The sequence below is a fragment of the Pseudomonas sp. NMI760_13 genome, from assembly GCF_021283245.1.
Taxonomy (GTDB): Bacteria; Pseudomonadota; Gammaproteobacteria; order Pseudomonadales; family Pseudomonadaceae; genus Aquipseudomonas; species Aquipseudomonas peradeniyensis.
Genome location: NZ_JAJSRC010000024.1, coordinates 51,393 through 73,801, shown reverse-complemented (window position 1 = coordinate 73,801; position 22,409 = coordinate 51,393). Strand labels below are relative to the sequence as shown.

Sequence of the window (22,409 nt, the reverse complement as noted above, 5' to 3'; positions counted from 1 at the left end):
GTCAGCCCCCGCGCTTGAGGTCGATGCCGGTGCACCAGGCTGCCTGTGCCTTGGTGGGGCGGATGTCGGTCCAATCCACCAGCTCGACCCGGCTCACGCCCTCGATGTGCAACTGTGCGTCGACACCGGAGCGGGCTACCTCGACACCCAATCGTCGCCGTGGGTTGACCCATGCCTCCAGGCGCCGTCGGCATTCACCGAGTATCGTTTCGTACTCCGGGCCACTGTCAGCCATGTGCAGCACCGCCTCTACGCGGTAGGGCAGGATCTCGGCACTGCGCACGTTGACCCGGTCGGCAACCGGGCGGATATCGTCGTCGTTAAGGTAGCTGGCGACTTGCGCCAGCAGTGGCGCGCCGGCCCTACCATTACCATCCAGGCTCAGTACCGTGACGTCTACCACCGCTGGCGACGGGCTCTCGGCGGTCGCGTCAGCGACCCGTCCCGAGGCGTTGCGAGCATGGAGGATGTAACTGTTGCGCGGGCCAGCCGTGGTCAGCCCTTCGTACACCAGCTGCACCCTTTCGCGTAGCGCGTCGTCGGACTCGAGGAGCAGCTCGATCGGCGGGATCGTGTTCGGGTTCGCGGCCCGGATCACCAGGCGTTGCAGGCTGACGTTGGCCGCCAGCTGGTCGAGGTCGCCTTCCTGGGCGTAGGCCAACAGCAAAGACTTGGCCGCATCGTTGACCCGCGCCCGGTTGAGCAGTTTGCGGTAGGCACCGACCTCCAGCAGCTTGATCACCGGGTCGCTTTCCAGTTTGGCGGTCCAGCTGTCGCCCATCTGGGCGCGGAAGCTGGCCAGGTCCTCCAGGTACAGTGCCTCGAAGTCGAGGTCTTCGAGCAGTTGCGGGACGGGCAGTTTCGACAGATCGACCTGGCTCATACAGTCACCTCCACCAGCGCGTCGTCACCCAGGTAGCGGCCACTCAAGGCCAGGCTGACCTGGCCGTCGAGCACGGCCACGACCTTGACCCGGTCCAGCTTCAGGCGCGGTTCCCAGCGCCCGAGGGCGCGGGCCACTTCCGCCTGCACCGCACTTTTCCAGCCTTCGTTGACCGGCAGGTCGACGTAGCGGCGCAGCTGACTGCCGTACTCCGGGCGCATGCGCCGGCTGCCAAGCGGCGTGGTGAGGATGTCTTCGATGGATTGACGCAGGTGGGCCACGCCCGACAGGGGCTGGCCGGTGCGGCGGTCCATGCCGATCATGGGGCACCTCCTGGGATTGAGGCTCCAGATAGCCTGTTCGGATAGCGCATGGTTATCACCTGGAAGAAAGGAATGGGTTGCCCGGACAAGCCGGGCAGCCGCTTCAGGAGACGAAGTCGTAGGTCAGGGCGATGGCCGCCGTGGCGTTGTTGGCGACGGTCCACAGGCCGTAACCCGCCGGGATGAACAGCGGATAAGGCAGGGTGTACTGCGAGTCGATGCCGCCGTTGATCCCGCCCATGATGGCGTGGACGCTCATGTCGCCGATGTAGGCCGGCGCCTTCGGGCCGGTGTACAGGTTGAGGATGCCGCCGCCGGTGCACAGGGTGGCGGTGCGCAGGTACACGCCATCCTTGTTGTCCGCGGCACTGAAGACCTGGCTGACGGCGGTTGGGTGGGCGTTGAAGAAATGCTTGCCGACTTTTACTGCTTCCATGTTGCTTTACCTTTTGAGTCGAAATGAGGGGGCGCGGCACTCACCGCGTTCATGTCGCTCAATGGCGATCTTGCTGGGCTCCAGGCCATTGTTCAGTGCTTGTGGTTGGCGGTGTTGCCGGCCGTGTCGATGATCCGGCCACCGCCGTTGATGTCGCCGCTGACCGTCAGCGGACCGTTGATGGCGACCGTGCCGGTCAGGGTGATCGACGCAGCGTCGAGGGTGATGGCGTTGTCGCTGACCACCAGGGTGCTGGCGCCGACCTTGACCGTGGCCTGGCCGCTGGGCAGCTGGATGTCATAGCGTTTGGCCTGCCAGTCGTAGGTCAGCGAGCCGCCGTCGTCGAAGCGCCAGACTTCGATATGGTCGCGGTTGTCCGGCGCCGTCCCGGCATTGCCGTACAACCCCGGGACGAAGGTGCCCAGGGCCGGTTCGCCGCTGGGGCTGATCAGCACGCCCTGCTCGTCCAGGCTCGGCACTCGCCAGTGGCGGGCCTTGCCGGCAGCCTGGGCATGCCAGCGCACCCAAGCACTGGTCCAGCCACCGCCGTCGGACACCCGCACCCGGGCCGTGGCCAGGTCCACCGCCACCACCCGGCAGGGGATCACCAGGCTGGCCAGCATGCGATCGTGCATGGCGCTGGCGTAGCTCATGCCAGGTCCTCCGGTGACAGGTACTTGTCCTGGTTGCCGAGCCCGGTGTCCGGGGCGAAGCCCAGCATCAGGCTGCCCGGCGGCTGGTCGGGCCAAGGCCAGTGGGCATTCCCCAGCAGGACCGGTTGTTCCCATTGCACCCGCCAGGTGCTGCCCTCGGCTTCGGCGAGGATGTCCCGTGCGCCCTCGACGTAATCGAGGCCCCAGGACTGCTGGCGCAGCACATCGATCAGCTGCGCCGCCAGCACGCCGGCCTGCGTCCGTGCCTGCGCGGGGGTGCCCTGGGCGGTGACGCGGGCTTCGAAGGTCGTCATCAGCAATGAGCGACCGTCACGCAGCGCCTCGTCGCCACGCATGCGCAACACGCCATGCACCAAGGCGGGCAGGGCCGGCTCGGTAATGTCGTCGCCCTCCGTGGCGACCGTGGCGAAGGCCGGCAACGCCGCCCGCAGGGTGGAGGTGACGGCCGCGTACAACTGGGCCAGTTCGCTCATGCTTGTGCTCCTTGAACGCTCGGTTCGGCGAAGGCCGGGCCCGCGAAGGCCCGGCGCCCGGCTCAGAAGTGCCAGGTCCAGATGTCGATTGGCTTCTGGTCAGGGTTGATCTTGCGGATATGGCGATAGGTCGGCTGGAAGCCGAAGCGCGCCCACACCGGTTTCTCGTCGAGGATGGCGATGCTGCCGTTGGCCTGCAGGCGCAGCACCGCGCTGGCATGGCCGCCGGTGTGCGAATGCCACAGCACCGCGTTGCCGGCACCGTAGACCACCAGGTTGCCGTCGCCCTGGAACACTGCGCGCACGGCGCCCTTGCCTTGGGTACCGGCGTTCCAGGTGGCCGCGCCGTTCGGGCCATAGGCCACGAGATTGCCGTCGCCCTGGAACACCAGCTTGCTGGCGCCCGCGCCGTATACCATGCCCTGTACCAGCTCGGAGCCAGGCGCCAGCAGCAGCGAGTCGACGGCGCCAGGCACCAGCGGGACGGCCGGCGTGCCGTTCCACAACGCCAGGGAGTCGACCAGCACGATATTGCCGTCGTCCTGCAGCACCAGGTGCGTGCGGTTCCACTGGTCGTTGCTGGTGAAGGTGCTGTTGTTGGTCAGCCACACCCGGCGCCGCGAGTAGTCGTCGAGGAATGCGCCGTACTGCACGTAGAAGGCCAGCGGGGCTTTCTTGTTGCGCAGGGGAATGCTCGAACTGAAGGGTTGCTGTTCATTGGCGACCCAGACGGTGGCGCCGTTGTCCTGGATCACCAGGTTGCCATCGCCCTGCAGCAGCAGCTTGAAGCGCTGGTTGGGCGACAGCAGGTACTGGCCCGCCGAAAGGGTCTGGTAAGCGGGCAGCACCGAAGTGCCGACGCCGTTGAAAGGAATGCGGGTACGACCTGCCATGGTGTTTCTCCTACTGGATCGATTGAAGGGGAGCTGGGCTCTGCGGCCCGTCCTGATCGCTCGGTGGCACGTTGTCGAGGCCCGTGGCCTTCATGTGGTTCAAGGTCGCGCAGCGCGAACACTTGATCTGGACCAGCGCCGACCCGCCGATGCGGGCCAGCAAGCGGTTGCATTTACCGCAGCGAAACTCGTTGAACATCCGCTTTCTTCCTTGTTACCGCGTTCATTCTTCGTCCTGGCGCGCCACTGCGGGCTGGTCGTCCAGCCCCAGCCGGCGCGCGGCCCAGCGCTCATAGAGACCGATGGCCACGTCGGCGCCAGCCATGGCGGTGAGGCAGCCAAAGGCACTGGCACTCCAGATCGACATGCCGCTGGCGTACAGCAGCATGACCGTCGATACCCCGCAGGCCATGCAGGCCCCGGAGCGCAGCGCCAGCCGCCTGAGCAGCCCCCAGCCGCGGGCGCCGGCCTTGTCGGCGCGCCACATCTCGCCGGAAAGCCCGCCCAGCAATGCCAGGAGGATCACCAGCCAGAGCGGCATCTCCAGCAACGCCTGTTGCTCGTTCGTCACGTTCCTGCCTCCTGTGTGTTGCCCGCCGGCGACATGCCGGCGGATCGTGATTGGCTTGACTCGGCATTCCAAAAAGCCCGCCCTGCAGGCTTTTCAGTAATGCGCGGTGTAACCGCCGGCCACGACTGGTGACGCCGTGCGGTTGCGCTTCAAATTGGTGACTCCGACCGCGGCCGCCTGCCCGCCGGATAACTGATCGTGGTGCTTTACGCTGCACACCCGGGCCAGTTGCCAACCCTCTGAACAGTCGAGGCCTGTTCATCGCTGCCTGTATCTCAACCGGTTTGCGTCCGGCTTGGGATACATTTTATGCACTCATGCATATGCAGTCAATGCACAAATTCAAATTTTTATGCATCAGCTTTTGCTTCTATGCATGGAGGCCTGATCTGACGTGGCTGTAGGGGTTTTCTGAGGGCGAAAAAAAACCCGCCGAGGCGGGTTTTTATCGAGGGCTGGGGATCAACGGGCGTACATGCCCCACCAGAAGACGTGGCCGAGAAGGCTGATCTGTTCTTCCTGCATCTGCTGGAAGCTGTAGTCCTCGTCGGGGTGCTCGTCGCGGTTGAAGCTGCGCAGGCGAATGCCGGTAGGCAGGCGGTACACCTGTTTCACCCGCAGCTGGCCATTGTGGTTGATGGCATAAAGGTCACCGTCGATGATATCGCCGATGGTGCTTTTACCGGTATTGACCCCGACCGTGGCGCCATCGCGCAGTACCGGCAGCATGCTGTTGCCGCGCACCGTCACGCACTTGGCGTTGTCGAACTGCACGCCATTGTGGCGCAGGCTGCGTTTGCCGAAGCGCAAGCGAGCGTTCTCGCTTTCCTCGATGACGAATCTTCCTGATCCTGCTGCCAACTCGACCTCACGAAGAAAAGGAACGGACACCTCGTCGTCCTCGACGGGGGTTTCATCGTCCCACAGGCTGATATCGCTCAGGGCTGCGTGGCCCTGGGCGAGCGGGGCCGCGTCACGGGACTCGCCCAGTTCGACGCGGCCGCGCAACTGGTCGGTGCTCACGCCGAAGTACTCGGCGATCTTCGAGACGTGCTTGTCCGAAGGATCGACGATCTTCTCGCTGAGAATCCGCGACAGGGTGGATTGAGGCACGCCCGTGCGCCGATGCAGCTCTGTGGGGGACAGGCCGTGGCGGGCGAGCAGTTCTCTAAGTACGGAGGCTACGTTGCGCTTTTGCATAGAATGCATAGTAGCGAGAGCATATGCGAAATGCAATCAAGGGATGGCAAAGGTCAGTGATTTCTGATTCGCAACAGCCGGTCGCCGTCAGGACGCCGCAGTAAAGCTACGGGTATACTCCTCGGCCCAATTGCCAGCGCCGCATGAAAATAATCCGCGCAGGGCGCAGTGCCATGTTCAAGAACCGACTGTTTCGGATGCCTGCTATCAGGTATCCGGATCACAACAAGGCGCAGCCAGTGCCCCTGGCCGTGTCCAGGACAATTGAACCGCTCAACGAAAACAGGGAGGGTCCGGTGATACCCCATAGCGAAAGTCGTGTGACGACAACATCCAGTCGCTTGATCGAAGGTGCGGTGTACTTCGCATTGCTGGTCATCAGCGTCGCCATCTTCGAACCGCTGATCAGCAAGCTATCCGCCATTGGTGGTGACTATGTCGCCCACCTGAAATGGGCGAGCGAAATCGAAGAGCACGGCAAGCTCATACTTCCGCACCCGCTTTATCACGTTCTGGTCATCGTTGCGAAGAAGTTGCTGGCCATCGACTACATCGCGGCTTCAACTGTGGTGATCCTCCTGGCCATTTCGTTGCTGGCCATCCTCAGCTACCGTGTTCTAGCGCCCCGCACATCGTTGCCCGTTGCCTTTGTGTTCTCTGTCTGCCTGCTCCTGGTGACACCGCTGCAGGCGTTCTTTTTCGTCGATAACCACTTGTACTTCGGCTACATCGGCATCACGGTCTACCACAGCCCCACCATGCTGCTGCTCAAACCGTTGTCATTGATCGTGTTCTGCTATGCCCTGAAGACAGTGGACCGCCCCGCAGGAGATCCACTGCCCAGTGCCCTCGCGTTTGCTGCTGCGATTTTCGTCTGCGGTATTTCCAAACCGAACTTCCTGCTGATCGTCCTGCCGGCGTTCGTGCTGTTCCTGATGATCACCCAGCAACTGCATTCCACCCTGAAACGCCCGTACATCTACGGGGCCTTTTTCCTCCCTGTCCTACTGGTGCTCAGCCTTCAGTTCTTCCACACCTACTTTTACCAAGGGCTTTCCACCGGGACGGGCAATGAAGAAAGCCACGTGCTGTTCCTGCCATTCGAAACATTCTCCCACTACTCGAATTTCCTGACTGGCAAGCTGTTCCTGTCGATTGCCTTCCCGCTGCTTGTGCTGCTCTCCTATCCCAAGGCGAGCACACAGAATAAGGCCTTCGTGCTGGCGTTCCTGTGCCTGCTGATGGGCATGATCCTCACCTACTTCTTCGCCGAAAGTGGCTATCGAATGTATGCCGGCAACTTCTGGTGGAGCGGGCAGATCGGCCTGTACCTGGCATTCCTGTTCTCGCTGGCGTTCCTGCTCGGTGATCGCAAGTCCCTGACCCGCACCGTGTTCGATAAGATAAAGTACGGCCTCTGCCTCAGCGTGTTCTTCGCACACACGGCTTGCGGCGTGTTCTATTACCGTCAAGAACTTCTGTTTGGCTACATGCAGTACTGGTAACAGTCAATTCAACGCTCAACAAGAAAGTCACGGAATACGATGCCACTACAGACTGCAGATCCTCTATTGTCGGTTGTCATACCGGTCTACAAGGCTGAGCAATCTCTCGACGAATTGTACCGACGCCTGAAAGCCTCGCTGGAGACGATTTCTCTTGATTTCGAGATTCTGCTGGTCGAGGACTGTGGGGGTGATCGCTCATGGGAGATCATCGAACGGCTCGCCGCAAGTGATCCCCGTGTCCGGGGTATCCAGTTAAGCCGCAATTTCGGACAACACTACGGTATCACCGCAGGCCTGGACAGCTGTCGCGGTCAGTGGGTCGTCGTCATGGACTGTGATCTGCAGGATCGGCCCGAGGAAATCCCGCGCCTTTATGCCAAGGCCCAGGAAGGCTTCGACATTGTCCTAGCGCTGCGCGGCAAACGCCGTGACGCGCCACTCAAGCGGCTCACGTCGTGGCTGTTCTACAAGATGTTCAGTTACCTGGCCGACTTTGACTACGATGGCGACAGTGGCAACTTTCGGATCATCTCCCGCAAGGTGGTCGACAACCTCTGCCAGATGCGTGAGCAACTGCGCTTTTTTGGTGCCCTGGTCCACTGGATGGGGTTCAACACCACCGGTATTGCGGTCGAGCACGCCGAGCGCCCACATGGCGAGAGCACCTATACCTTCTCGAAACTCTGGGATCTGGCGATGGAAACCATCATCGCCTATTCCGACAAGCCTCTGCGGTTAGCGGTCAAGCTCGGTTTTTCCATGGCATTGCTGTCTTTCCTGTATGGCGCCTACCTGCTCACCACCACGTTACTGCACGGTGCGGTCGTACCTGGCTGGACCAGCCTGATGGTGTCGCTGTTCTTCATTGGCGGGGTGATCATCTCCATTCAGGGTGTTGTCGGCATCTATATCGGCAAGACGTTCGACGAAACCAAGAAGCGGCCGCTGTACATCGTCAGACAAAAGACCTTCTGAGGTGCTGACGTTGAGATCCCCAAGCGCCACCACCCTTGCCCAATTCATTCGTTACGGCATTGTTGGCGTAACGAGCAATGGCCTGGTCTATCTTGGCTACCTGCTCCTCGTCTACGCAGACGTCGGCAAGAAACTCTCGATGACACTCATGTACCTCATCGGCGTAGTCTTCGGCTTCATCGCCAACCATCAATGGACTTTCATGCAAGTCAAGCAACGTGGCGCAATGCTTCGTTATGTGCAAATGCATATCATCGGCTACTTGCTGAATTTTTTGTTATTGCTCATTTTCTCCGACCTACTTGGTTACCCCCATCAGGCCGTGCAGGCAGTCGCCATCCTGGTCGTCGCGCTTTATGGTTTCCTGGCCTGCAAGTATTTCGTATTTCGTGGTGACTCGAAATGAAAACCGGTTTCCGCAAAGACTTCTATCAGGAATTGGCGAGCCTGGAGGGCAAGAACTTCTGGTTTCGCGCTAGAAACAAAATCATCATCTGGGCACTGAAAAAGTACATGCCGCAGCTGACCTCATTTCATGAGATCGGCTGCGGCACAGGGTTCGTCATATCTGCCGTGGCCCGTGCATTCCCTGAAGCACACCTCTCGGGCAGCGAGTACTTCAATGAAGGCCTGGTTTACGCGCGGCAGCGGCTTCCCGATGTCGAGTTCCAACAAATGGATGCCAGGCAAATCAATTTCGCGTCAGCACCGGATGTCATCGGCGCTTTCGATGTGCTTGAGCATATCGAAGAGGATGAGCAGGTTCTGGATCAGATGGCCAGGGCCCTGGCGCCAAACGGCATGTTGTTCATCACCGTTCCGCAACATCGCTGGCTGTGGAGCTCCGTGGATGTACATGCCTGTCATGTCAGGCGATATGAGGCCAGTGAACTGCATGGCAAGATGGTCCGGGCTGGATTGGAAGTCGTTCGAAGCACCTCGTTTGTCAGCACCTTGCTGCCAGCGATGTACCTGTCCCGTCTGATGAAAAAGCACTCAGACGACGCAAAGCCCGACGAAATGGCCGAACTGCGCATCCACCCTGCGTTGAACGGGATCTTTGAGTGGGCATTGAACCTTGAACTGGCAATGATTCGACGGGGGCTGAACCTGCCCCTGGGAGGATCACGGCTGGTTGTCGCACGAAAGCTGCCAACCGCGATGAACTGATGCCTCGATTTTCTGACAGAAGGCGACCCGTCGTTCGTGATACCCTCTCGCCAGCCTTTTAGGTGGCACAGCAGGCGTATCACGGTGTTTCAACCGTGGACGTCACCCCAATCCTGCCCCAGTCCTCCAAAGACTTGCCTGCAACTCACTGATGAATAAAGCAATTTCCGATCTCAGCGCACACACCCCGATGATGCAGCAGTACTGGAAGCTGAAAAACCAGCACCCAGACCAGCTGATGTTCTACCGCATGGGCGATTTCTACGAGATCTTCTACGAAGATGCGAAGAAAGCCGCGAAACTGCTGGATATCACCCTGACCGCCCGCGGGCAGTCGGCGGGCCAGTCGATTCCCATGTGCGGGATTCCGTTCCACTCGCTGGAAGGCTACCTGGCCAAGCTGGTCAAGCTCGGCGAGTCGGTGGTCATCTGCGAGCAGATCGGCGACCCGGCCACCAGCAAGGGCCCGGTGGAGCGCCAGGTGGTGCGCATCATCACCCCGGGCACGATCAGCGACGAGGCCTTGCTCGACGAGCGCCGCGACAACCTGATCGCCGCCCTGCTGGGTGACGAGCGCCTGTTCGGCCTGGCGGTGCTGGACATCACCAGCGGCAACTTCAGCGTGCAGGAAATCAAGGGCTGGGAGAACCTGCTGGCCGAGCTCGAACGCATCAACCCGGTGGAACTGCTGATCCCCGACGATTGGCCGCAGGGCCTGCCGGCCGAAAAGCGCCCCGGCGCCCGTCGCCGCGCACCGTGGGACTTCGACCGCGACACGGCGCGCAAGAGCCTCTGCCAGCAGTTCGCCACCCAGGACCTCAAGGGCTTTGGCTGCGACAAGCTGACCCTGGCCATCGGCGCCGCCGGCTGCCTGCTGACCTACGCCAAGGAAACCCAGCGCACCGCCCTGCCCCACCTGCGCAGCCTGCGTCACGAGCGCCTGGACGACACGGTCATCCTCGATGCCGCCAGCCGCCGCAACCTGGAGCTGGACATCAACCTGGCCGGTGGCCGCGACAACACCCTGCAATCGGTCATCGACCGTTGCCAGACCGCCATGGCCAGCCGCCTGCTGACCCGCTGGCTGAACCGTCCGCTGCGCGACCTGAAGGTGCTCAAGGCCCGCCAGGATTCGATCCGCTGCCTGCTCGACGGCTACCGTTTCGAGAAGCTGCAGCCGCAGCTCAAGGAAATCGGCGACATCGAGCGGATCCTCGCGCGGATCGGCCTGCGCAACGCCCGTCCCCGTGACCTGGCGCGCCTGCGCGACGCCCTCGGCGCCCTGCCCGAGCTGCAGAACGCCATGACCGAGCTGGAGGCGCCACACCTGGCGCGCCTGGCCGCGATCACCGGCACCTATCCGGAGCTGGCCGGCCTGCTGGAGCGGGCGATCATCGACAACCCACCGGCGGTGATCCGCGACGGTGGCGTGCTCAAGACCGGCTACGACAGCGAACTGGACGAGCTGCTGGCGATCAGCGAGAACGCCGGCCAGTTCCTCATCGACCTCGAAGCCCGCGAGAAGGCCCGCACGGGCCTGGCCAACCTCAAGGTTGGCTACAACCGCGTGCACGGCTACTTCATCGAACTGCCGACCAAGCAGGCCGAGCAGGCACCCGCCGACTACATCCGGCGGCAGACGCTCAAGGGCGCCGAACGCTTCATCACCCCCGAGCTCAAGACCTTCGAGGACAAGGCACTGTCGGCCAAGAGCCGCGCCCTGGCCCGCGAGAAGATGCTCTACGATGCCTTGCTCGAAACCCTGATCGAACACCTGGCGCCGCTGCAGGACAGCGCCGCCGCCCTGGCCGAACTGGATGTGCTGAGCAACCTGGCCGAGCGCGCCCTGAACCTGGACCTGAACTGCCCAAGCTTCGTCGAGGAGCCGTGCCTGCGCATCGAGCAGGGCCGTCACCCGGTGGTCGAGCAGGTGCTGACCACGCCATTCGTGGCCAACGACCTGGGCCTGGACAACAGCACGCGCATGCTGATCATCACCGGCCCGAACATGGGCGGTAAGTCCACCTACATGCGCCAGACCGCGCTGATCGTGCTGATGGCCCATATCGGCAGCTTCGTCCCGGCAGCCGCCTGCGAACTGTCGCCGGTCGACCGCATCTTCACCCGTATCGGCTCCAGCGACGACCTGGCCGGCGGGCGTTCGACCTTCATGGTCGAGATGAGCGAGACCGCCAATATCCTGCACAACGCCACCGACCGCAGCCTGGTGCTGATGGACGAAGTCGGCCGCGGCACCAGTACCTTCGATGGCCTGTCGCTGGCCTGGGCCGCCGCCGAGCGCCTGGCCCAGTTGCGCGCCTACACGCTGTTCGCCACCCACTACTTCGAACTGACCGTGCTGCCGGACAGCGAACCGCTAGTGGCCAACGTGCACCTGAACGCCACCGAACACAACGAACGCATCGTGTTCCTGCACCACGTCCTGCCGGGCCCGGCGAGCCAGAGCTACGGCCTGGCCGTGGCGCAGTTGGCGGGCGTGCCGGCGGCGGTGATCCAACGCGCCCGCGAGCACCTCGGCCGGCTGGAAACCGCCAGCCTGCCCCACGAGGCGCCGGTCACGCCAGCCCGCGACAACATGCCTCACGTGCCGCACCAGAGCGACCTGTTCGCCAGCCTGCCACACCCAGCCATCGAGAAGCTGGGCAAGCTGGACCTGGACGACATGACGCCGCGCCAAGCTATCGAAATGCTATATCAACTGAAAAACCTGTTATAACGGCCCACCGCGCAAGCTGGTAGAATCCGGCGCGGTTTGCGAGCACTGCAGGTTATTAGCCTGGCCTGCAGCCAGCACCGTGAACCGCGCTGCCCTGGTAAGGAAGGGCAAGCTGCCGTCGCCTGAGGAGAGAATTAGAAATGACCTTCGTCGTCACCGACAACTGCATCAAATGCAAGTACACCGACTGCGTGGAAGTCTGTCCGGTGGACTGCTTCTACGAAGGCCCGAACTTCCTGGTGATTCACCCGGACGAGTGCATCGACTGTGCGCTGTGCGAGCCGGAGTGCCCGGCCCAGGCGATTTTCTCGGAAGACGAAGTGCCGTCCGGCATGGAGAACTTCATCGAGCTGAACGCCGAGCTGGCGGAGATCTGGCCGAACATCACCGAGAAGAAAGACGCCCTGCCGGACGCCGAAGAGTGGGATGGCAAGACGGGCAAGATTGCCGACCTGGAGCGCTGATAGCGCCCAGTTGCGAAAAAGGCCCGAAAGGGCCTTTTTTCATTTCCGACGGGCAAAAAAAAGGGGCGGTTTGACCCGCCCACATTTTTTCCGTAGTCCCTGTATGTCCCAATCATCATCCTGATGAATCGCGTCCCGCGATGTCCCTGGCCGTCATCCTTGAAGGCCTGTGTCTGTCCCTTGACACAGTTCGAATACTAGCGATTCCTCGGTAGGGAACAAGCGGCGAATATCTCAGGATGATTCAGGTGACACATCTTTTGATATTTATAAAAGTCATAAATATCAGTTAGTTAGAAAAAGTACGCCGTTGGAAACGACATTGATTTACTGATCCCTACAGCGATCGCTTACATGACGAGTGAGCAAATGCTTACACGCGATGCTACGAGGGTGGAGAAATAAATACTTCGCAGGGGAGCAGGCTATGGGGTTGGTATTGAGGACGCCTTCGCGGGGCAAGCCCGCTCCTACAGGTTTCGCGTCCAGCCCCCAAAAGCAGCGTGGGAGCGGGCTTGCCCCGCGATGGCGTCAGATCAGCCAATCTAAAACGCAAACGCCCCGAACAAGTCGGGGCGTTCGCCTAAGCACGTCAGTGACTACTGGAACAGCGACTCGCTGGACAGGCCATTCTTCTCAAGGATCTCGCGCAGACGCTTGAGGCCTTCGACCTGGATCTGCCGCACGCGCTCGCGGGTCAGGCCGATCTCCAGGCCGACATCCTCGAGGGTGCTGCTTTCATGCCCACGCAGGCCGAAACGCCGCACCACCACCTCGCGCTGCTTGTCGGTCAGCTCGCCCAGCCACTGGTCGATGCTCTGCGACAGGTCGTCGTCCTGCAGCAGTTCGCACGGATCGGTGGGGCGATCGTCGGTGAGCGTGTCGAGCAGCGTCTTGTCCGAGTCAGGGCCGAGCGAGACATCCACCGAGGACACCCGCTCGTTCAGGCCGAGCATGCGCTTGACCTCGGCCACCGGTTTCTCCAGCAGGCTGGCGATTTCTTCCGGCGACGGCTCGTGGTCGAGTTTCTGCGTCAGCTCGCGGGCAGCGCGCAAGTAGACGTTGAGCTCCTTGACCACGTGGATGGGCAGGCGGATGGTGCGGGTCTGGTTCATGATCGCCCGTTCGATGGTCTGGCGGATCCACCAGGTCGCGTAGGTCGAGAAGCGGAAGCCCCGCTCGGGGTCGAATTTCTCCACCGCACGGATCAGTCCCAGGTTGCCTTCCTCGATCAGGTCGAGCAACGACAAGCCACGATTGACGTAACGGCGGGCGATCTTGACCACCAGGCGCAGGTTGCTTTCGATCATGCGCTTGCGACCGGCCGGGTCGCCTTTTTGCGACAGGCGCGCGAAATGCACTTCTTCCTCTGGCGAAAGCAGGGGCGAGAAGCCGATTTCATTCAGATACAGTTGAGTAGCATCAAGTGCGCGACTGTAGTCGATGTACTTGTGCTGCTTGAGCGATGCGCCCTGTTTCGACTTGGTCCGAACCGAAGGTACAGCAGGTTCGTCTGACACCACATCCGTTTCCAAAACGATGCCCGTCTCCATGAGAAGGAGGTCATCGTCGATGTCAAACTCCGGCACTTCTTTACTGAGAGCCATTGTTATAGTCCTTTGCTGAGTTCGAACTCAGACTCGAGCGTCACCCTTCCATGGCAGCGCTGGAGCCTGTCCCCTCTACATCCAAGGAACAGGCCGGGACAATGATCAACGGCGTGGCAGGAACTGGAGCGGATCGACGGGTTTGCCCTGGCGGCGAATCTCGAAATGCAGCTTCACCCGATCAGTGCCCGTGGACCCCATTTCTGCGATCGTCTGCCCTGCCTTGACCTGCTGCCCCTCCCGAACCAAAAGCCTGCGGTTGTGACCGTAGGCACTGACGTAGGTATCGCTGTGTTTGATGATGATGAGCTCGCCATAGCCCCTCAAGCCACTGCCGGCGTAGACCACCGCTCCATCAGACGCAGCAAAAACAGGCTGTCCCAAATCACCGGCGATATCAATGCCTTTATTCAAACTACCGTTTGAAGCGAATTTACCAATCAGCACGCCGCTCGCCGGCCACGTCCAACCGCCGACGGCGCGCTCTGCGGCGGGCACCTGGGCAACCGTTTGCGAGGTGGTGGAAGAGGCAGTAGTGGCACTTTTGCCATTACTGGTCGTCGGCGCGGTGCTGCCGACCGGTCGGCGGATGACGGTGGTCTTGCTCGACGAAGAAGGGCTGCTGACAACCGTGGTGCTGCCCCCCGCGCCGCTGCTGAAACGAATCGGCTGGCCCGGACGGATGGTGTAGGGGGCGGGAATGTTGTTGCGCGCCGCCAGCTCCTTGTAGTCCCAGCCATAGCGGAAGGCGATGGAGAACAGCGTGTCGCCGGGCTTGACGATGTACTGCCCCGAGGTGACGGTCGGGCGCTTGGGCGCGGCGTTGTTGCGGTCGACCACGCGGGCGCCGTTGGAGCTGGTGCTGGAACAGCCAGCCAACAGGGTCCCCATGGCCAGCGCAATCACCAGAAGCTTCAATACCGACCGTTCCTTGCGCTGCCGCATGCCTGTGTGACCCACCCGCGCTCCCCTCATGCTGTCAAAAATGACGATACGAAATGCAATATTGTTTCAATTATAACCGAGCCACCCACCTTGGGGTGACTCGCTGTTGGCCTGATCGGTGTACGAAAAACGCCACGCCAGATAGACAGGGGCCAGGCGCAAGAATTCGTCGCCGGCGCAAATATTCCGTTGCGCAGGTCAGGCCAGCGGGCCGTTGAGCAGGGGTACGAAGCGTACGGCCCCGAGTACCCGGCGCGAGAAGCCATGTTCTTCGCGCACGATCAGCATCAGCTGCTGGGTCTCCCCCGCCGGCCCGACCGGGATCACCATGCGCCCGCCCGGCGCCAGCTGGTCGAGCAGTGCCTGGGGCACTTCCGGGGCGACCGCGGTAACGATGATGCCGTTGTACGGCGCCAGCGCCGGCCAGCCTTCGCAGCCGTCGCCCCAGCGGAACACCACGTTGCGCAGGTTGAGCTCGACCAGGCGCTCCTTGGCCCGGTCCTGCAGGACCTTGATCCGCTCCACCGAGAACACCCGCTCCACCAGCTGGGCCAGGATCGCGGTCTGGTAGCCAGAACCGGTGCCGATCTCCAGCACCTTGTCCAGGGGCCCGGCCTCCAGAAGCAGCTCGCTCATGTGCGCGACCATGAACGGCTGGGAGATCGTCTGGTTGTGGCCGATCGGCAGCGCCGTGTCCTCGTAGGCTCGATGGGCCAGGGCTTCATCGACAAACAGGTGGCGCGGGGTGCGGCGAATGGCCTCGAGTACCTTGGCGTTCGACACGCCTTCTTCGTAGAGGCGCTGGATCAGCCGCTCCCGGGTACGCTGGGAGGTCATGCCGATGCCGCGACGCTGCAGATCGTCCTGTTCGCGCATCAGAGCACGCCCTCCAGCCAGCCATCGAGGCGCTCGAAGGCATCGTTGAAGGTACGGTCCAGCTGCAACGGCGTGATCGACACGTAGCCTTGCATCACCGCATGGAAATCGGTACCCGGCCCGCCATCCTCGGCATCGCCGGCCACGGCGATCCAGTAACCTTCCTTGCCCCGCGGGTTGACCACCTTGGTCGGCGCCGCGGCACGCGCCCGGTGCCCCAGGCGGGTAAGCTGGATGCCGCGGATGTGCTCCAGCGGCAGGTTGGGGATGTTGACGTTGAGCACGGTGCGCGGCGGCAGTTCCAGGCGCGACTGCGCCTCGACCAGGCGCCGGGCGATATAGGCGGCGGTCGGCAGGTTATCGGGCAGACGCGAAAGCAGCGAGAAGGCCAGCGAGGTGCCGCCGAGGAAACGCCCTTCCAGCGCGGCGGCGACCGTGCCGGAATACAGCACGTCATCCCCCAGGTTGGCACCCAGGTTGATGCCGGACACCACCATGTCGGGGGTTTCCGGCAGCAGGCCGTTGAGCCCCAGGTGCACGCAGTCGGTGGGCGTGCCGTTGAGGCTGATGAAGCCGTTGGCCAGGGTCTGCGGGTGCAGCGGCCGGTCGAGCGTCAGCGAACTGCTGGCGCCGCTCTTGTCTTGATCCGGGGCAATCACCACGCACTCGGCGTAATCCGCCAGCGCTTCATGCAGCGCGGCGATGCCGGGTGCGGTAACACCGTCGTCATTCGAAATCAGAATACGCATGGGCTGTCCGTCTGCCCTGCCGGCACCAGATCGACGAGTTCGCGCACCACCACGGTGGCGAAGCATCCGGCCGGAAGGACGAATTCCAGTTGCAGGATATCAGGCTCGGGATAATGCCACGACAGACGCCCAATAGGGAGCCGCAGGATGCGCCGTTCGTGATCCATGCCCGCTCGCGCCAGCCATTGGCACAACGCCGGATGGCGGGCGGCAACTTCGCTCTCGAGCGCCTGGGTCGCGCCAGCGCAAGGCGATTGCCCCTCGCCCCACAGCGGGCCGGTGGGATGCAGGTCGAGAATGGCCAGGCGCGGATCGCTGCACTCGGCCTCCCCTGCCGGGAAGAAACTGCGGCTGTCGGTGAACGCCAGCAGGTCGCCGACCTGGGCGCGCTGCCAGCTGCCGTCTGCCACCCGGGCGGCCAGCACCTGGTTGAACAGGTAGCTGCGCCCGGCCGACAACAACCGCGAGCGCACGTTACGCTGCTCGGGCAATGCCTGGCGTGCGGCCCAGCCCTGGGCATCATGCACGTTGCCACCGCCATGGCCGAAACGCTGGCTGCCGAAGTAATTGGGCACGCCCTGCAGCTTGAGTTGCTCCAGGCGGGCATCGAGGGCCGGGCGGTCGGCCTGCAGCGCGGTCAGGCGCAAGGTGAAGCCATTGGCCGAGTGCGCGCCACGCTGCAGCTTGCGCTGGTGGCGCACCTGCTTGAGCACCCGCAGGGTGTCGTCCTCGGCGCGGGACAGGTCGGGGTCGGCCTTGCCCGGCAGGTGCAGGCTGAACCACTGGCGGGTCAGGGCCTGGCGGTCCTTGAGGCCGGCATAGCTGATGGCGCGCACCGGCACGCCGGCGGCGCGGGCCAGGCGGCGGGCCGCCTCCTCGGTGTTGAGGTCGCGCTTCTCGACCCACAGCCACAGGTGCTCGCCCTGGCCGGACAGCGGGATATCAAGGACTTCATCGACCTGGAAGTCTTCGGCCACCGCCTTGAGCACTGCAGTGCCCAATGCATCGCCCGAGGCCCGTGGGCCCAGCAGTTCCAGTTCGGTCATGCTGGCAGCAGCAGGGCGACCGCGTGCACGGCGATGCCCTCCTCGCGACCGGTGAAGCCCAGCTTTTCTTCGGTGGTGGCCTTGACGTTGACCTGGTCGAGTTCGACCTGCAGGTCTGCGGCGATCTGCTGGCGCATGATTTCGATATGCGGGGCCATCTTCGGCGCCTGGGCGACGATGGTGGCGTCGACGTTGCCGACCTTCCAGCCCTTGTCGCGCACGACGGTAACCACGTGGCGCAACAGGACGCGGCTGTCGGCGCCCTTGAACTGCGGGTCGGTGTCGGGGAAATGCTTGCCGATGTCGCCCAGCGCCGCAGCGCCAAGCAGGGCATCGCTCAGGGCGTGCAGCAGCACGTCGCCGTCGGAGTGGGCCAGCAGGCCGAACTTGTGGGGGATACGCACCCCGCCCAAGGTAATGAAATCACCGTCGCAGAAACGGTGGACATCGTAGCCGTGGCCAATACGCATAGAAAAACGCCCTGATTGAGTCAGGGCGTGATTCTACCTGCTTTCATGCAGTATTGGGCGGCGCTGTAGGAGCGGCCTTGTGCCGCGAAAGGGCTGCGCAGCAGCCCCGGCGGGACTGGCGGTGACGCTGACATCCTGGGGCCGCTTCGCGGCCCTTTCGCGGCACAAGGCCGCGCCTACAGACGAAAAGCCATCGACCTTTAAACCCTGCCCAACGCCACCGCATGATGACGCAGGTGTTCATCAATGAAGCTGGCGATGAAGTAGTAGCTATGGTCATAGCCCGGCTGCAGGCGCAGGGTCAGCGCATGGCCGCCCTTGCGCGCTGCCTGCTCCAGCGCCTGCGGCTTGAGCTGCTTGTCGAGGAAGTCATCGCGATCGCCCTGGTCCACCAGCAACGGCGGGCACTGCCCGGGCTCAGCCAGCAGCACGCTGGCGTCCCACTCGCGCCAGCGCGCACGGTCCTCGCCCAGGTAGCGGGAAAACGCCTTCTCGCCCCAGGGGCAATCCATCGGATTGCTGATCGGCGAGAACGCCGACACCGAACGATAGCGCCCGGGGTTGCGCAGGGCGCAGACCAGCGCTCCGTGCCCGCCCATGGAATGACCGCTGATGCTGCGCTGGTCGGACGCCGGGAAGTGCGCCTCGATCAGGGCCGGCAACTCCTCCACCACGTAGTCGTGCATCCGGTAATGCTGGGCCCAGGGCTGCTGGGTGGCGTTGAGGTAGAACCCCGCGCCCAGACCGAAGTCCCAGGCGCCATCCGGATCACCCGGCACCTGCTCGCCACGCGGGCTGGTGTCCGGGGCGACGATGATCAGCCCGAGCTCGGCGGCCAGGCGCTGGGCGCCGGCCTTCTGCATGAAGTTCTCGTCGGTGCAGGTCAGGCCGCTGAGCCAGTACAGCACCGGCAGCTTCTCGCCCTGCTCGGCCTGGGGCGGCAGGTAGACGGCGAACACCATGTCGCAGCCGAGCACCTTGGAAGTGTGCCGGTAACGCTTGTGCCAGCCGCCGAAGCTCTTCTGGCAGGAGAGGTTTTCCAGGGTCATGGCGGGGCCCTCAGAAGTGGATCACGCTGCGGATGCTCTTGCCTTCGTGCATCAGGTCGAAGGCCTTGTTGATGTCCTCCAGGCCCATGGTGTGGGTGATGAAGGTGTCCAACGGGATCTCGCCCTTCTCGGCCATCTCGACGTAGCTCGGCAGCTCGCTGCGACCCCGCACGCCGCCGAAGGCCGAACCGCGCCAGACGCGACCGGTGACCAGCTGGAACGGACGGGTGGCGATTTCCTGGCCAGCACCGGCCACGCCGATGATCACCGACTCGCCCCAGCCCTTGTGACAGCACTCCAGCGCCGCGCGCATCAGTTGCACGTTGCCGATGCACTCGAAGGAGAAATCGACCCCGCCGTCGGTGAGGTCGACGATTACTTCCTGGATCGGGCGGTCGTAGTCTTTCGGGTTGATGCAGTCGGTAGCGCCCAGCTGGCGGGCGATCTCGAACTTGGCCGGATTGATGTCGATGGCGATGATGCGCGAAGCCTTGGCCTTGACCGCGCCGATCACTGCCGACAGGCCGATGCCGCCAAGGCCGAAGATGGCCACGGTGTCACCCGGCTTGACCTTGGCGGTGTTGAGTACCGCGCCGATGCCGGTGGTCACGCCGCAACCGAGCAGGCAGACCTTCTCCAGCGGAGCTTCCTTCTGGATCTTGGCCACGGAGATTTCCGGTAGCACGGTGTACTCGGAGAAGGTCGAGGTGCCCATGTAGTGGAACAGCTGCTGGCCCTTGTAGCTGAAGCGGGTAGTGCCGTCGGGCATCAGGCCCTTGCCCTGGGTGGCGCGGATGGCCTGGCACAGGTTGGTCTTGCCCGACAGGCAGAATTTGCACTGGCCGCATTCGGGGGTGTACAGCGGGATCACATGGTCACCGACCGCCACCGAGGTAACGCCCTCGCCCACCGCCTCGACGATCGCCCCGCCTTCGTGGCCGAGGATCGACGGGAAGATACCTTCCGGGTCGGCGCCGGACAGGGTGTAGGCGTCGGTATGGCAGACACCCGAGGCGACGACGCGCAGCAGCACTTCGCCGGCCTTGGGCATGGCCACGTCCACTTCGACGATTTCCAGGGGTTTCTTGGCCTCGAAGGCGACGGCAGCGCGGGACTTGATCATCAAAGGTCTCCAGAAGGATGTCGGTTACTGGCGGTCAGTGTAATTCACCGCCTTTTGATGAATAATCCAGCCATTCACAAAACATTATTGCTATGCAGGGATAATCCATGAGCAGTCGCTGGGAGGGCATCGACGAGTTCGTCGCGGTGGCCGAATCGGGCCAGTTCACCGCCGCCGCCGAACGCCTGGGGGTGTCGTCCTCGCACATCAGCCGGCAGATCGCCCGCCTGGAAGAACGCCTGCAGACTCGCCTGTTGTATCGCAGCACCCGACGGGTGACCCTGAGCGAAGCCGGGCAGACCTTTCTCCAGCACTGCCAGCGCCTGCAGGATGGCCGCGAGGAGGCGCTGCGCGCCATGGGCGACCTGGCCAGCGAGCCCAAGGGCCTGCTGCGCATGACCTGCGCGGTGGCCTATGGCGAACGCTTCATCGTGCCGCTGGTGACGCGCTTCATGGCGCAGTATCCGCAGTTGCGGGTCGAAGTGGAGCTGAGCAACCGTACCCTCGACCTGCTGCACGAAGGCATGGACCTGGCGATTCGCCTGGGGCGCTTGCAGGATTCGCGGCTGGTGGCCACGCGCCTGGCACCAAGGCGCATGTACCTGTGCGCGTCGCCGGCCTACCTGGAGCGCTATGGGCGGCCGCACAGCCTGTCGGAGCTGGCGCGGCACAACTGCCTGGTGGGTAGTTCGGACCTGTGGGCACTGCAGCAGGAGGGTCGCGAGATCACCCAGCGGGTGCAGGGCAACTGGCGCTGCAACAGCGGCCAGGCGGTGCTGGACGCGGCGCTGCAGGGGATGGGGCTGTGCCAGTTGCCGGACTATTACGTGCTCGAGCATTTTCACAGCGGGGCGCTGGTGTCGTTGCTGGAGGGGCATCAGCCGCCGAATACGGCAGTGTGGGCGTTGTATCCGCAGCAGCGGCATCTGTCGCCGAAGGTGAGGCGATTGGTGGACTATCTCAAGGAAGGGTTGGCACAGTTGCCAGAATATAGCAGCACTCCCCTGTAGGAGCGGACTTGCCCCGCAAAGCAGGCGCCGCGTCGCATGGCACCGGCTTTGCCGGTGTTCGCGGGACAAGCCCGCTCCTACAGGGACAGTGCCAGGTCGGCGCTCAGCGGCGCCCGGCCCAGCGCTGGCGCAGCCACTCCAAGTCCTCTGGCCGGGTCACCTTGATGTTGTCGCTGCGCCCTTCGACCAGGCGCGGCGCATAACCGGCCCATTCGATGGCGGACGACTCGTCGGTGACCGCCACATCGGACACCAGGCACTCGGCCAGCGCCCGGTGCAGCATGCCAAGGCGGAACATCTGCGGGGTATAGGCCTGCCAGACGGTGCTGCGATCAACCGTGGCCGCCACCCGGCCCTCGCCGTCGGCACGCTTGAGCGTGTCCCGGGCGGGTACGGCGAGCAATCCGCCGACGGGATCTTCAGCCAGGGCTGACAGCAACTTGTCCAGATCGCTACGTGCCAGGTTCGGCCGCGCGGCGTCGTGCACCAGCACCCAGTCGTCATCCGCCGCGCCCTGGGCATGCAGCAGCAACAGCGCGTTGAGCACCGAGTCGGCGCGCTCGCTACCGCCCGGGGCGCGCTGGATGCGCGGATCGCTGGCGCAACGCAGGCCGGGCCAGTAGGGGTCTTGTTCGGCAATGCTGACCACCAGGCCCTTGAGCATGGGATGGTCGAGGAAACAGTCGAGGCTGTGCTCGAGAATCGTCTGCCCGCCCAGTTGCAAGTACTGCTTGGGACGGTCGGCAGCCATGCGGGCACCAACGCCCGCGGCGGGAATCACGGCCCAGAAGGCCGGCAGTTCGTTTGTCATTTCTGCGGCAGCTGGTAGAGGGTTTCGCCCTCCTTGACCATCCCCAGCTCATGACGAGCCCGTTCTTCCACGGTCTCCATACCTTTCTTCAACTCCAGGACCTCGGCATCGAGCACACGATTGCGCTCCAGCAGGCGTTCGTTTTCCGCATGCTGGTCGGCGATCTGCTGTTTGAGTTCGGTCACTTGCGCCAGGCTGCCATTACCTACCCAAAGGCGATATTGCAGGCCGCCGAGCAGCAGGAGCAGGACGAGGAACAACCAATAGGGACTGCGCATGAAGATATCCAGGGTAAAAAAGGCCGCCGCAGCGAGCTTCCGATAGCACGAAGCCTGGCCGAGGCCAGGCTTCGTCGACAGAAACCCGTGGAGACAACCGAACGATCAGTACGAACGTTCAGCCGGCCCCGGCTGCTG

General features: G+C 63.2%; 26 protein-coding genes. 7 read left to right on the top strand and 19 right to left on the bottom strand.

All coding sequences use genetic code 11. The features are described from left to right. Position 1 precedes the first annotated feature (1 nt). The 9 genes from LU671_RS21520 to LU671_RS21480 form a co-directional block, all read right to left on the bottom strand. Positions 2-883 (bottom strand): baseplate assembly protein, encoded by an 882-nt coding sequence (locus LU671_RS21520; protein ID WP_232856819.1) that lies wholly within the window; start codon positions 881-883, stop codon positions 2-4. Continuing rightward, the gene (locus tag LU671_RS21515; RefSeq protein WP_232856818.1) at positions 880-1,206 is read right to left on the bottom strand and encodes a GPW/gp25 family protein; all 327 of its coding nucleotides are present in this window, start codon (positions 1,204-1,206) and stop codon (positions 880-882) included. The genes LU671_RS21520 and LU671_RS21515 overlap by 4 nt, the downstream gene beginning before the upstream one ends. A gap of 103 nt (positions 1,207-1,309) precedes the next feature. After that, entirely contained in the window at positions 1,310-1,642 is a 333-nt protein-coding gene (locus tag LU671_RS21510; RefSeq protein ID WP_110738424.1) for a hypothetical protein, read from the bottom strand. Between the two features lie 92 nt (positions 1,643-1,734). Then, complete coding sequence (locus LU671_RS21505) at positions 1,735-2,295, bottom strand: phage baseplate assembly protein V (RefSeq protein ID WP_232856817.1); 561 nt, start codon at positions 2,293-2,295, stop codon at positions 1,735-1,737. Continuing rightward, positions 2,292-2,789 carry a hypothetical protein gene (locus LU671_RS21500; protein ID WP_232856816.1) on the bottom strand — a complete coding sequence of 166 codons (498 nt, stop codon included), beginning with the start codon at positions 2,787-2,789 and terminating at the stop codon, positions 2,292-2,294. Before LU671_RS21500 ends, LU671_RS21505 begins: the two co-directional genes overlap by 4 nt. Positions 2,790-2,851: 62 nt before the next feature. Next, positions 2,852-3,682, bottom strand: coding sequence for a putidacin L1 family lectin-like bacteriocin (locus LU671_RS21495; protein ID WP_203651179.1), 831 nt, complete (start codon positions 3,680-3,682; stop codon positions 2,852-2,854). Between the two features lie 10 nt (positions 3,683-3,692). Next, complete coding sequence (locus LU671_RS21490) at positions 3,693-3,881, bottom strand: Com family DNA-binding transcriptional regulator (RefSeq protein ID WP_203651177.1); 189 nt, start codon at positions 3,879-3,881, stop codon at positions 3,693-3,695. Between the two features lie 24 nt (positions 3,882-3,905). Next, complete coding sequence (locus LU671_RS21485) at positions 3,906-4,253, bottom strand: phage holin family protein (RefSeq protein ID WP_203651175.1); 348 nt, start codon at positions 4,251-4,253, stop codon at positions 3,906-3,908. A gap of 462 nt (positions 4,254-4,715) precedes the next feature. Further along, on the bottom strand, positions 4,716-5,462 hold the full coding sequence (locus LU671_RS21480; protein WP_232856815.1) for a LexA family transcriptional regulator: 747 nt from the start codon (positions 5,460-5,462) through the stop codon (positions 4,716-4,718). 164 nt (positions 5,463-5,626) lie between these two features. On the opposite strand from LU671_RS21480, the gene LU671_RS21475 reads away from it, so the two are divergent. From LU671_RS21475 to fdxA, 6 genes are all read left to right on the top strand, one after another. Beyond that, positions 5,627-6,958, top strand: coding sequence for a hypothetical protein (locus LU671_RS21475; protein ID WP_232856813.1), 1,332 nt, complete (start codon positions 5,627-5,629; stop codon positions 6,956-6,958). A 39-nt stretch (positions 6,959-6,997) separates the two neighbouring features. Next, positions 6,998-7,936 carry a glycosyltransferase family 2 protein gene (locus LU671_RS21470; RefSeq protein WP_232856812.1) on the top strand — a complete coding sequence of 313 codons (939 nt, stop codon included), beginning with the start codon at positions 6,998-7,000 and terminating at the stop codon, positions 7,934-7,936. Between the two features lies 1 nt (position 7,937). Continuing rightward, complete coding sequence (locus LU671_RS21465) at positions 7,938-8,342, top strand: GtrA family protein (protein ID WP_232856811.1); 405 nt, start codon at positions 7,938-7,940, stop codon at positions 8,340-8,342. Further along, positions 8,339-9,106, top strand: coding sequence for a class I SAM-dependent methyltransferase (locus LU671_RS21460; RefSeq protein WP_232856809.1), 768 nt, complete (start codon positions 8,339-8,341; stop codon positions 9,104-9,106). The genes LU671_RS21465 and LU671_RS21460 overlap by 4 nt, the downstream gene beginning before the upstream one ends. 163 nt (positions 9,107-9,269) lie before the next feature. Next, on the top strand, positions 9,270-11,843 hold the full coding sequence (gene mutS, locus LU671_RS21455) for a DNA mismatch repair protein MutS (RefSeq protein WP_232856855.1): 2,574 nt from the start codon (positions 9,270-9,272) through the stop codon (positions 11,841-11,843). A gap of 140 nt (positions 11,844-11,983) precedes the next feature. Next, on the top strand, positions 11,984-12,307 hold the full coding sequence (gene fdxA / locus LU671_RS21450) for a ferredoxin FdxA (protein WP_050704429.1): 324 nt from the start codon (positions 11,984-11,986) through the stop codon (positions 12,305-12,307). 599 nt (positions 12,308-12,906) lie between these two features. Here the strand turns inward: fdxA and rpoS are convergent. From rpoS to LU671_RS21410, 8 genes are all read right to left on the bottom strand, one after another. Beyond that, on the bottom strand, positions 12,907-13,914 hold the full coding sequence (gene rpoS, locus LU671_RS21445) for an RNA polymerase sigma factor RpoS (protein WP_011535249.1): 1,008 nt from the start codon (positions 13,912-13,914) through the stop codon (positions 12,907-12,909). Positions 13,915-14,019: 105 nt separating this feature from the next. Beyond that, entirely contained in the window at positions 14,020-14,874 is an 855-nt protein-coding gene (locus LU671_RS21440) for a peptidoglycan DD-metalloendopeptidase family protein (RefSeq protein WP_232856807.1), read from the bottom strand. A gap of 183 nt (positions 14,875-15,057) precedes the next feature. Continuing rightward, positions 15,058-15,696: a protein-L-isoaspartate(D-aspartate) O-methyltransferase gene (locus LU671_RS21435; protein ID WP_162175259.1), complete on the bottom strand. Its 639-nt coding sequence runs from the start codon at positions 15,694-15,696 to the stop codon at positions 15,058-15,060. A gap of 38 nt (positions 15,697-15,734) precedes the next feature. Continuing rightward, a complete protein-coding gene (gene surE, locus LU671_RS21430) occupies positions 15,735-16,484 on the bottom strand; it encodes a 5'/3'-nucleotidase SurE (protein WP_232856805.1) in 750 nt (249 codons plus the stop codon). Next, positions 16,472-17,530: a tRNA pseudouridine(13) synthase TruD gene (gene truD, locus LU671_RS21425; protein ID WP_232856803.1), complete on the bottom strand. Its 1,059-nt coding sequence runs from the start codon at positions 17,528-17,530 to the stop codon at positions 16,472-16,474. Before truD ends, surE begins: the two co-directional genes overlap by 13 nt. After that, complete coding sequence (gene ispF / locus LU671_RS21420; RefSeq protein ID WP_232856801.1) at positions 17,527-18,000, bottom strand: 2-C-methyl-D-erythritol 2,4-cyclodiphosphate synthase; 474 nt, start codon at positions 17,998-18,000, stop codon at positions 17,527-17,529. The genes truD and ispF overlap by 4 nt, the downstream gene beginning before the upstream one ends. Before the next feature lie 200 nt (positions 18,001-18,200). Beyond that, on the bottom strand, positions 18,201-19,049 hold the full coding sequence (fghA, locus tag LU671_RS21415; RefSeq protein ID WP_232856799.1) for an S-formylglutathione hydrolase: 849 nt from the start codon (positions 19,047-19,049) through the stop codon (positions 18,201-18,203). Positions 19,050-19,059: 10 nt separating this feature from the next. After that, on the bottom strand, positions 19,060-20,172 hold the full coding sequence (locus LU671_RS21410) for an S-(hydroxymethyl)glutathione dehydrogenase/class III alcohol dehydrogenase (protein ID WP_203651155.1): 1,113 nt from the start codon (positions 20,170-20,172) through the stop codon (positions 19,060-19,062). 107 nt (positions 20,173-20,279) lie between these two features. Between LU671_RS21410 and LU671_RS21405 the strand changes: the two genes are divergently transcribed. Then, complete coding sequence (locus tag LU671_RS21405) at positions 20,280-21,182, top strand: LysR substrate-binding domain-containing protein (RefSeq protein ID WP_203651154.1); 903 nt, start codon at positions 20,280-20,282, stop codon at positions 21,180-21,182. Between the two features lie 103 nt (positions 21,183-21,285). On the opposite strand, the gene ispD is transcribed toward LU671_RS21405, so the two are convergent. Both ispD and ftsB read right to left on the bottom strand, forming a co-directional pair. Beyond that, positions 21,286-21,993: a 2-C-methyl-D-erythritol 4-phosphate cytidylyltransferase gene (ispD, locus tag LU671_RS21400; RefSeq protein ID WP_232856797.1), complete on the bottom strand. Its 708-nt coding sequence runs from the start codon at positions 21,991-21,993 to the stop codon at positions 21,286-21,288. After that, positions 21,990-22,271, bottom strand: a complete 282-nt coding sequence (gene ftsB, locus LU671_RS21395) for a cell division protein FtsB (RefSeq protein WP_011535259.1) — start codon at positions 22,269-22,271, stop codon at positions 21,990-21,992. Before ftsB ends, ispD begins: the two co-directional genes overlap by 4 nt. Positions 22,272-22,409 lie beyond the last annotated feature (138 nt).

Bases quoted from the DNA above. Each gene is read 5' to 3' on its own strand.
- LU671_RS21470 (WP_232856812.1), top strand. From the start codon at position 6,998: ATGCCACTACAGACTGCAGATCCTCTATTGTCGGTTGTCATACCGGTC.
- LU671_RS21480 (WP_232856815.1), bottom strand. From the start codon at position 5,462: ATGCATTCTATGCAAAAGCGCAACGTAGCCTCCGTACTTAGAGAACTG.
- LU671_RS21520 (WP_232856819.1), bottom strand. From the start codon at position 883: ATGAGCCAGGTCGATCTGTCGAAACTGCCCGTCCCGCAACTGCTCGAA.
- fghA (WP_232856799.1), bottom strand. From the start codon at position 19,049: ATGACCCTGGAAAACCTCTCCTGCCAGAAGAGCTTCGGCGGCTGGCAC.
- LU671_RS21495 (WP_203651179.1), bottom strand. From the start codon at position 3,682: ATGGCAGGTCGTACCCGCATTCCTTTCAACGGCGTCGGCACTTCGGTG.
- LU671_RS21405 (WP_203651154.1), top strand. From the start codon at position 20,280: ATGAGCAGTCGCTGGGAGGGCATCGACGAGTTCGTCGCGGTGGCCGAA.
- LU671_RS21475 (WP_232856813.1), top strand. From the start codon at position 5,627: ATGTTCAAGAACCGACTGTTTCGGATGCCTGCTATCAGGTATCCGGAT.
- surE (WP_232856805.1), bottom strand. From the start codon at position 16,484: ATGCGTATTCTGATTTCGAATGACGACGGTGTTACCGCACCCGGCATC.
- fdxA (WP_050704429.1), top strand. From the start codon at position 11,984: ATGACCTTCGTCGTCACCGACAACTGCATCAAATGCAAGTACACCGAC.
- ispD (WP_232856797.1), bottom strand. From the start codon at position 21,993: ATGACAAACGAACTGCCGGCCTTCTGGGCCGTGATTCCCGCCGCGGGC.
- ftsB (WP_011535259.1), bottom strand. From the start codon at position 22,271: ATGCGCAGTCCCTATTGGTTGTTCCTCGTCCTGCTCCTGCTGCTCGGC.
- truD (WP_232856803.1), bottom strand. From the start codon at position 17,530: ATGACCGAACTGGAACTGCTGGGCCCACGGGCCTCGGGCGATGCATTG.
- rpoS (WP_011535249.1), bottom strand. From the start codon at position 13,914: ATGGCTCTCAGTAAAGAAGTGCCGGAGTTTGACATCGACGATGACCTC.
- LU671_RS21505 (WP_232856817.1), bottom strand. From the start codon at position 2,295: ATGAGCTACGCCAGCGCCATGCACGATCGCATGCTGGCCAGCCTGGTG.
- LU671_RS21460 (WP_232856809.1), top strand. From the start codon at position 8,339: ATGAAAACCGGTTTCCGCAAAGACTTCTATCAGGAATTGGCGAGCCTG.
- LU671_RS21515 (WP_232856818.1), bottom strand. From the start codon at position 1,206: ATGATCGGCATGGACCGCCGCACCGGCCAGCCCCTGTCGGGCGTGGCC.
- LU671_RS21410 (WP_203651155.1), bottom strand. From the start codon at position 20,172: ATGATCAAGTCCCGCGCTGCCGTCGCCTTCGAGGCCAAGAAACCCCTG.
- LU671_RS21435 (WP_162175259.1), bottom strand. From the start codon at position 15,696: ATGACCTCCCAGCGTACCCGGGAGCGGCTGATCCAGCGCCTCTACGAA.
- ispF (WP_232856801.1), bottom strand. From the start codon at position 18,000: ATGCGTATTGGCCACGGCTACGATGTCCACCGTTTCTGCGACGGTGAT.
- LU671_RS21510 (WP_110738424.1), bottom strand. From the start codon at position 1,642: ATGGAAGCAGTAAAAGTCGGCAAGCATTTCTTCAACGCCCACCCAACC.
- LU671_RS21490 (WP_203651177.1), bottom strand. From the start codon at position 3,881: ATGTTCAACGAGTTTCGCTGCGGTAAATGCAACCGCTTGCTGGCCCGC.
- LU671_RS21500 (WP_232856816.1), bottom strand. From the start codon at position 2,789: ATGAGCGAACTGGCCCAGTTGTACGCGGCCGTCACCTCCACCCTGCGG.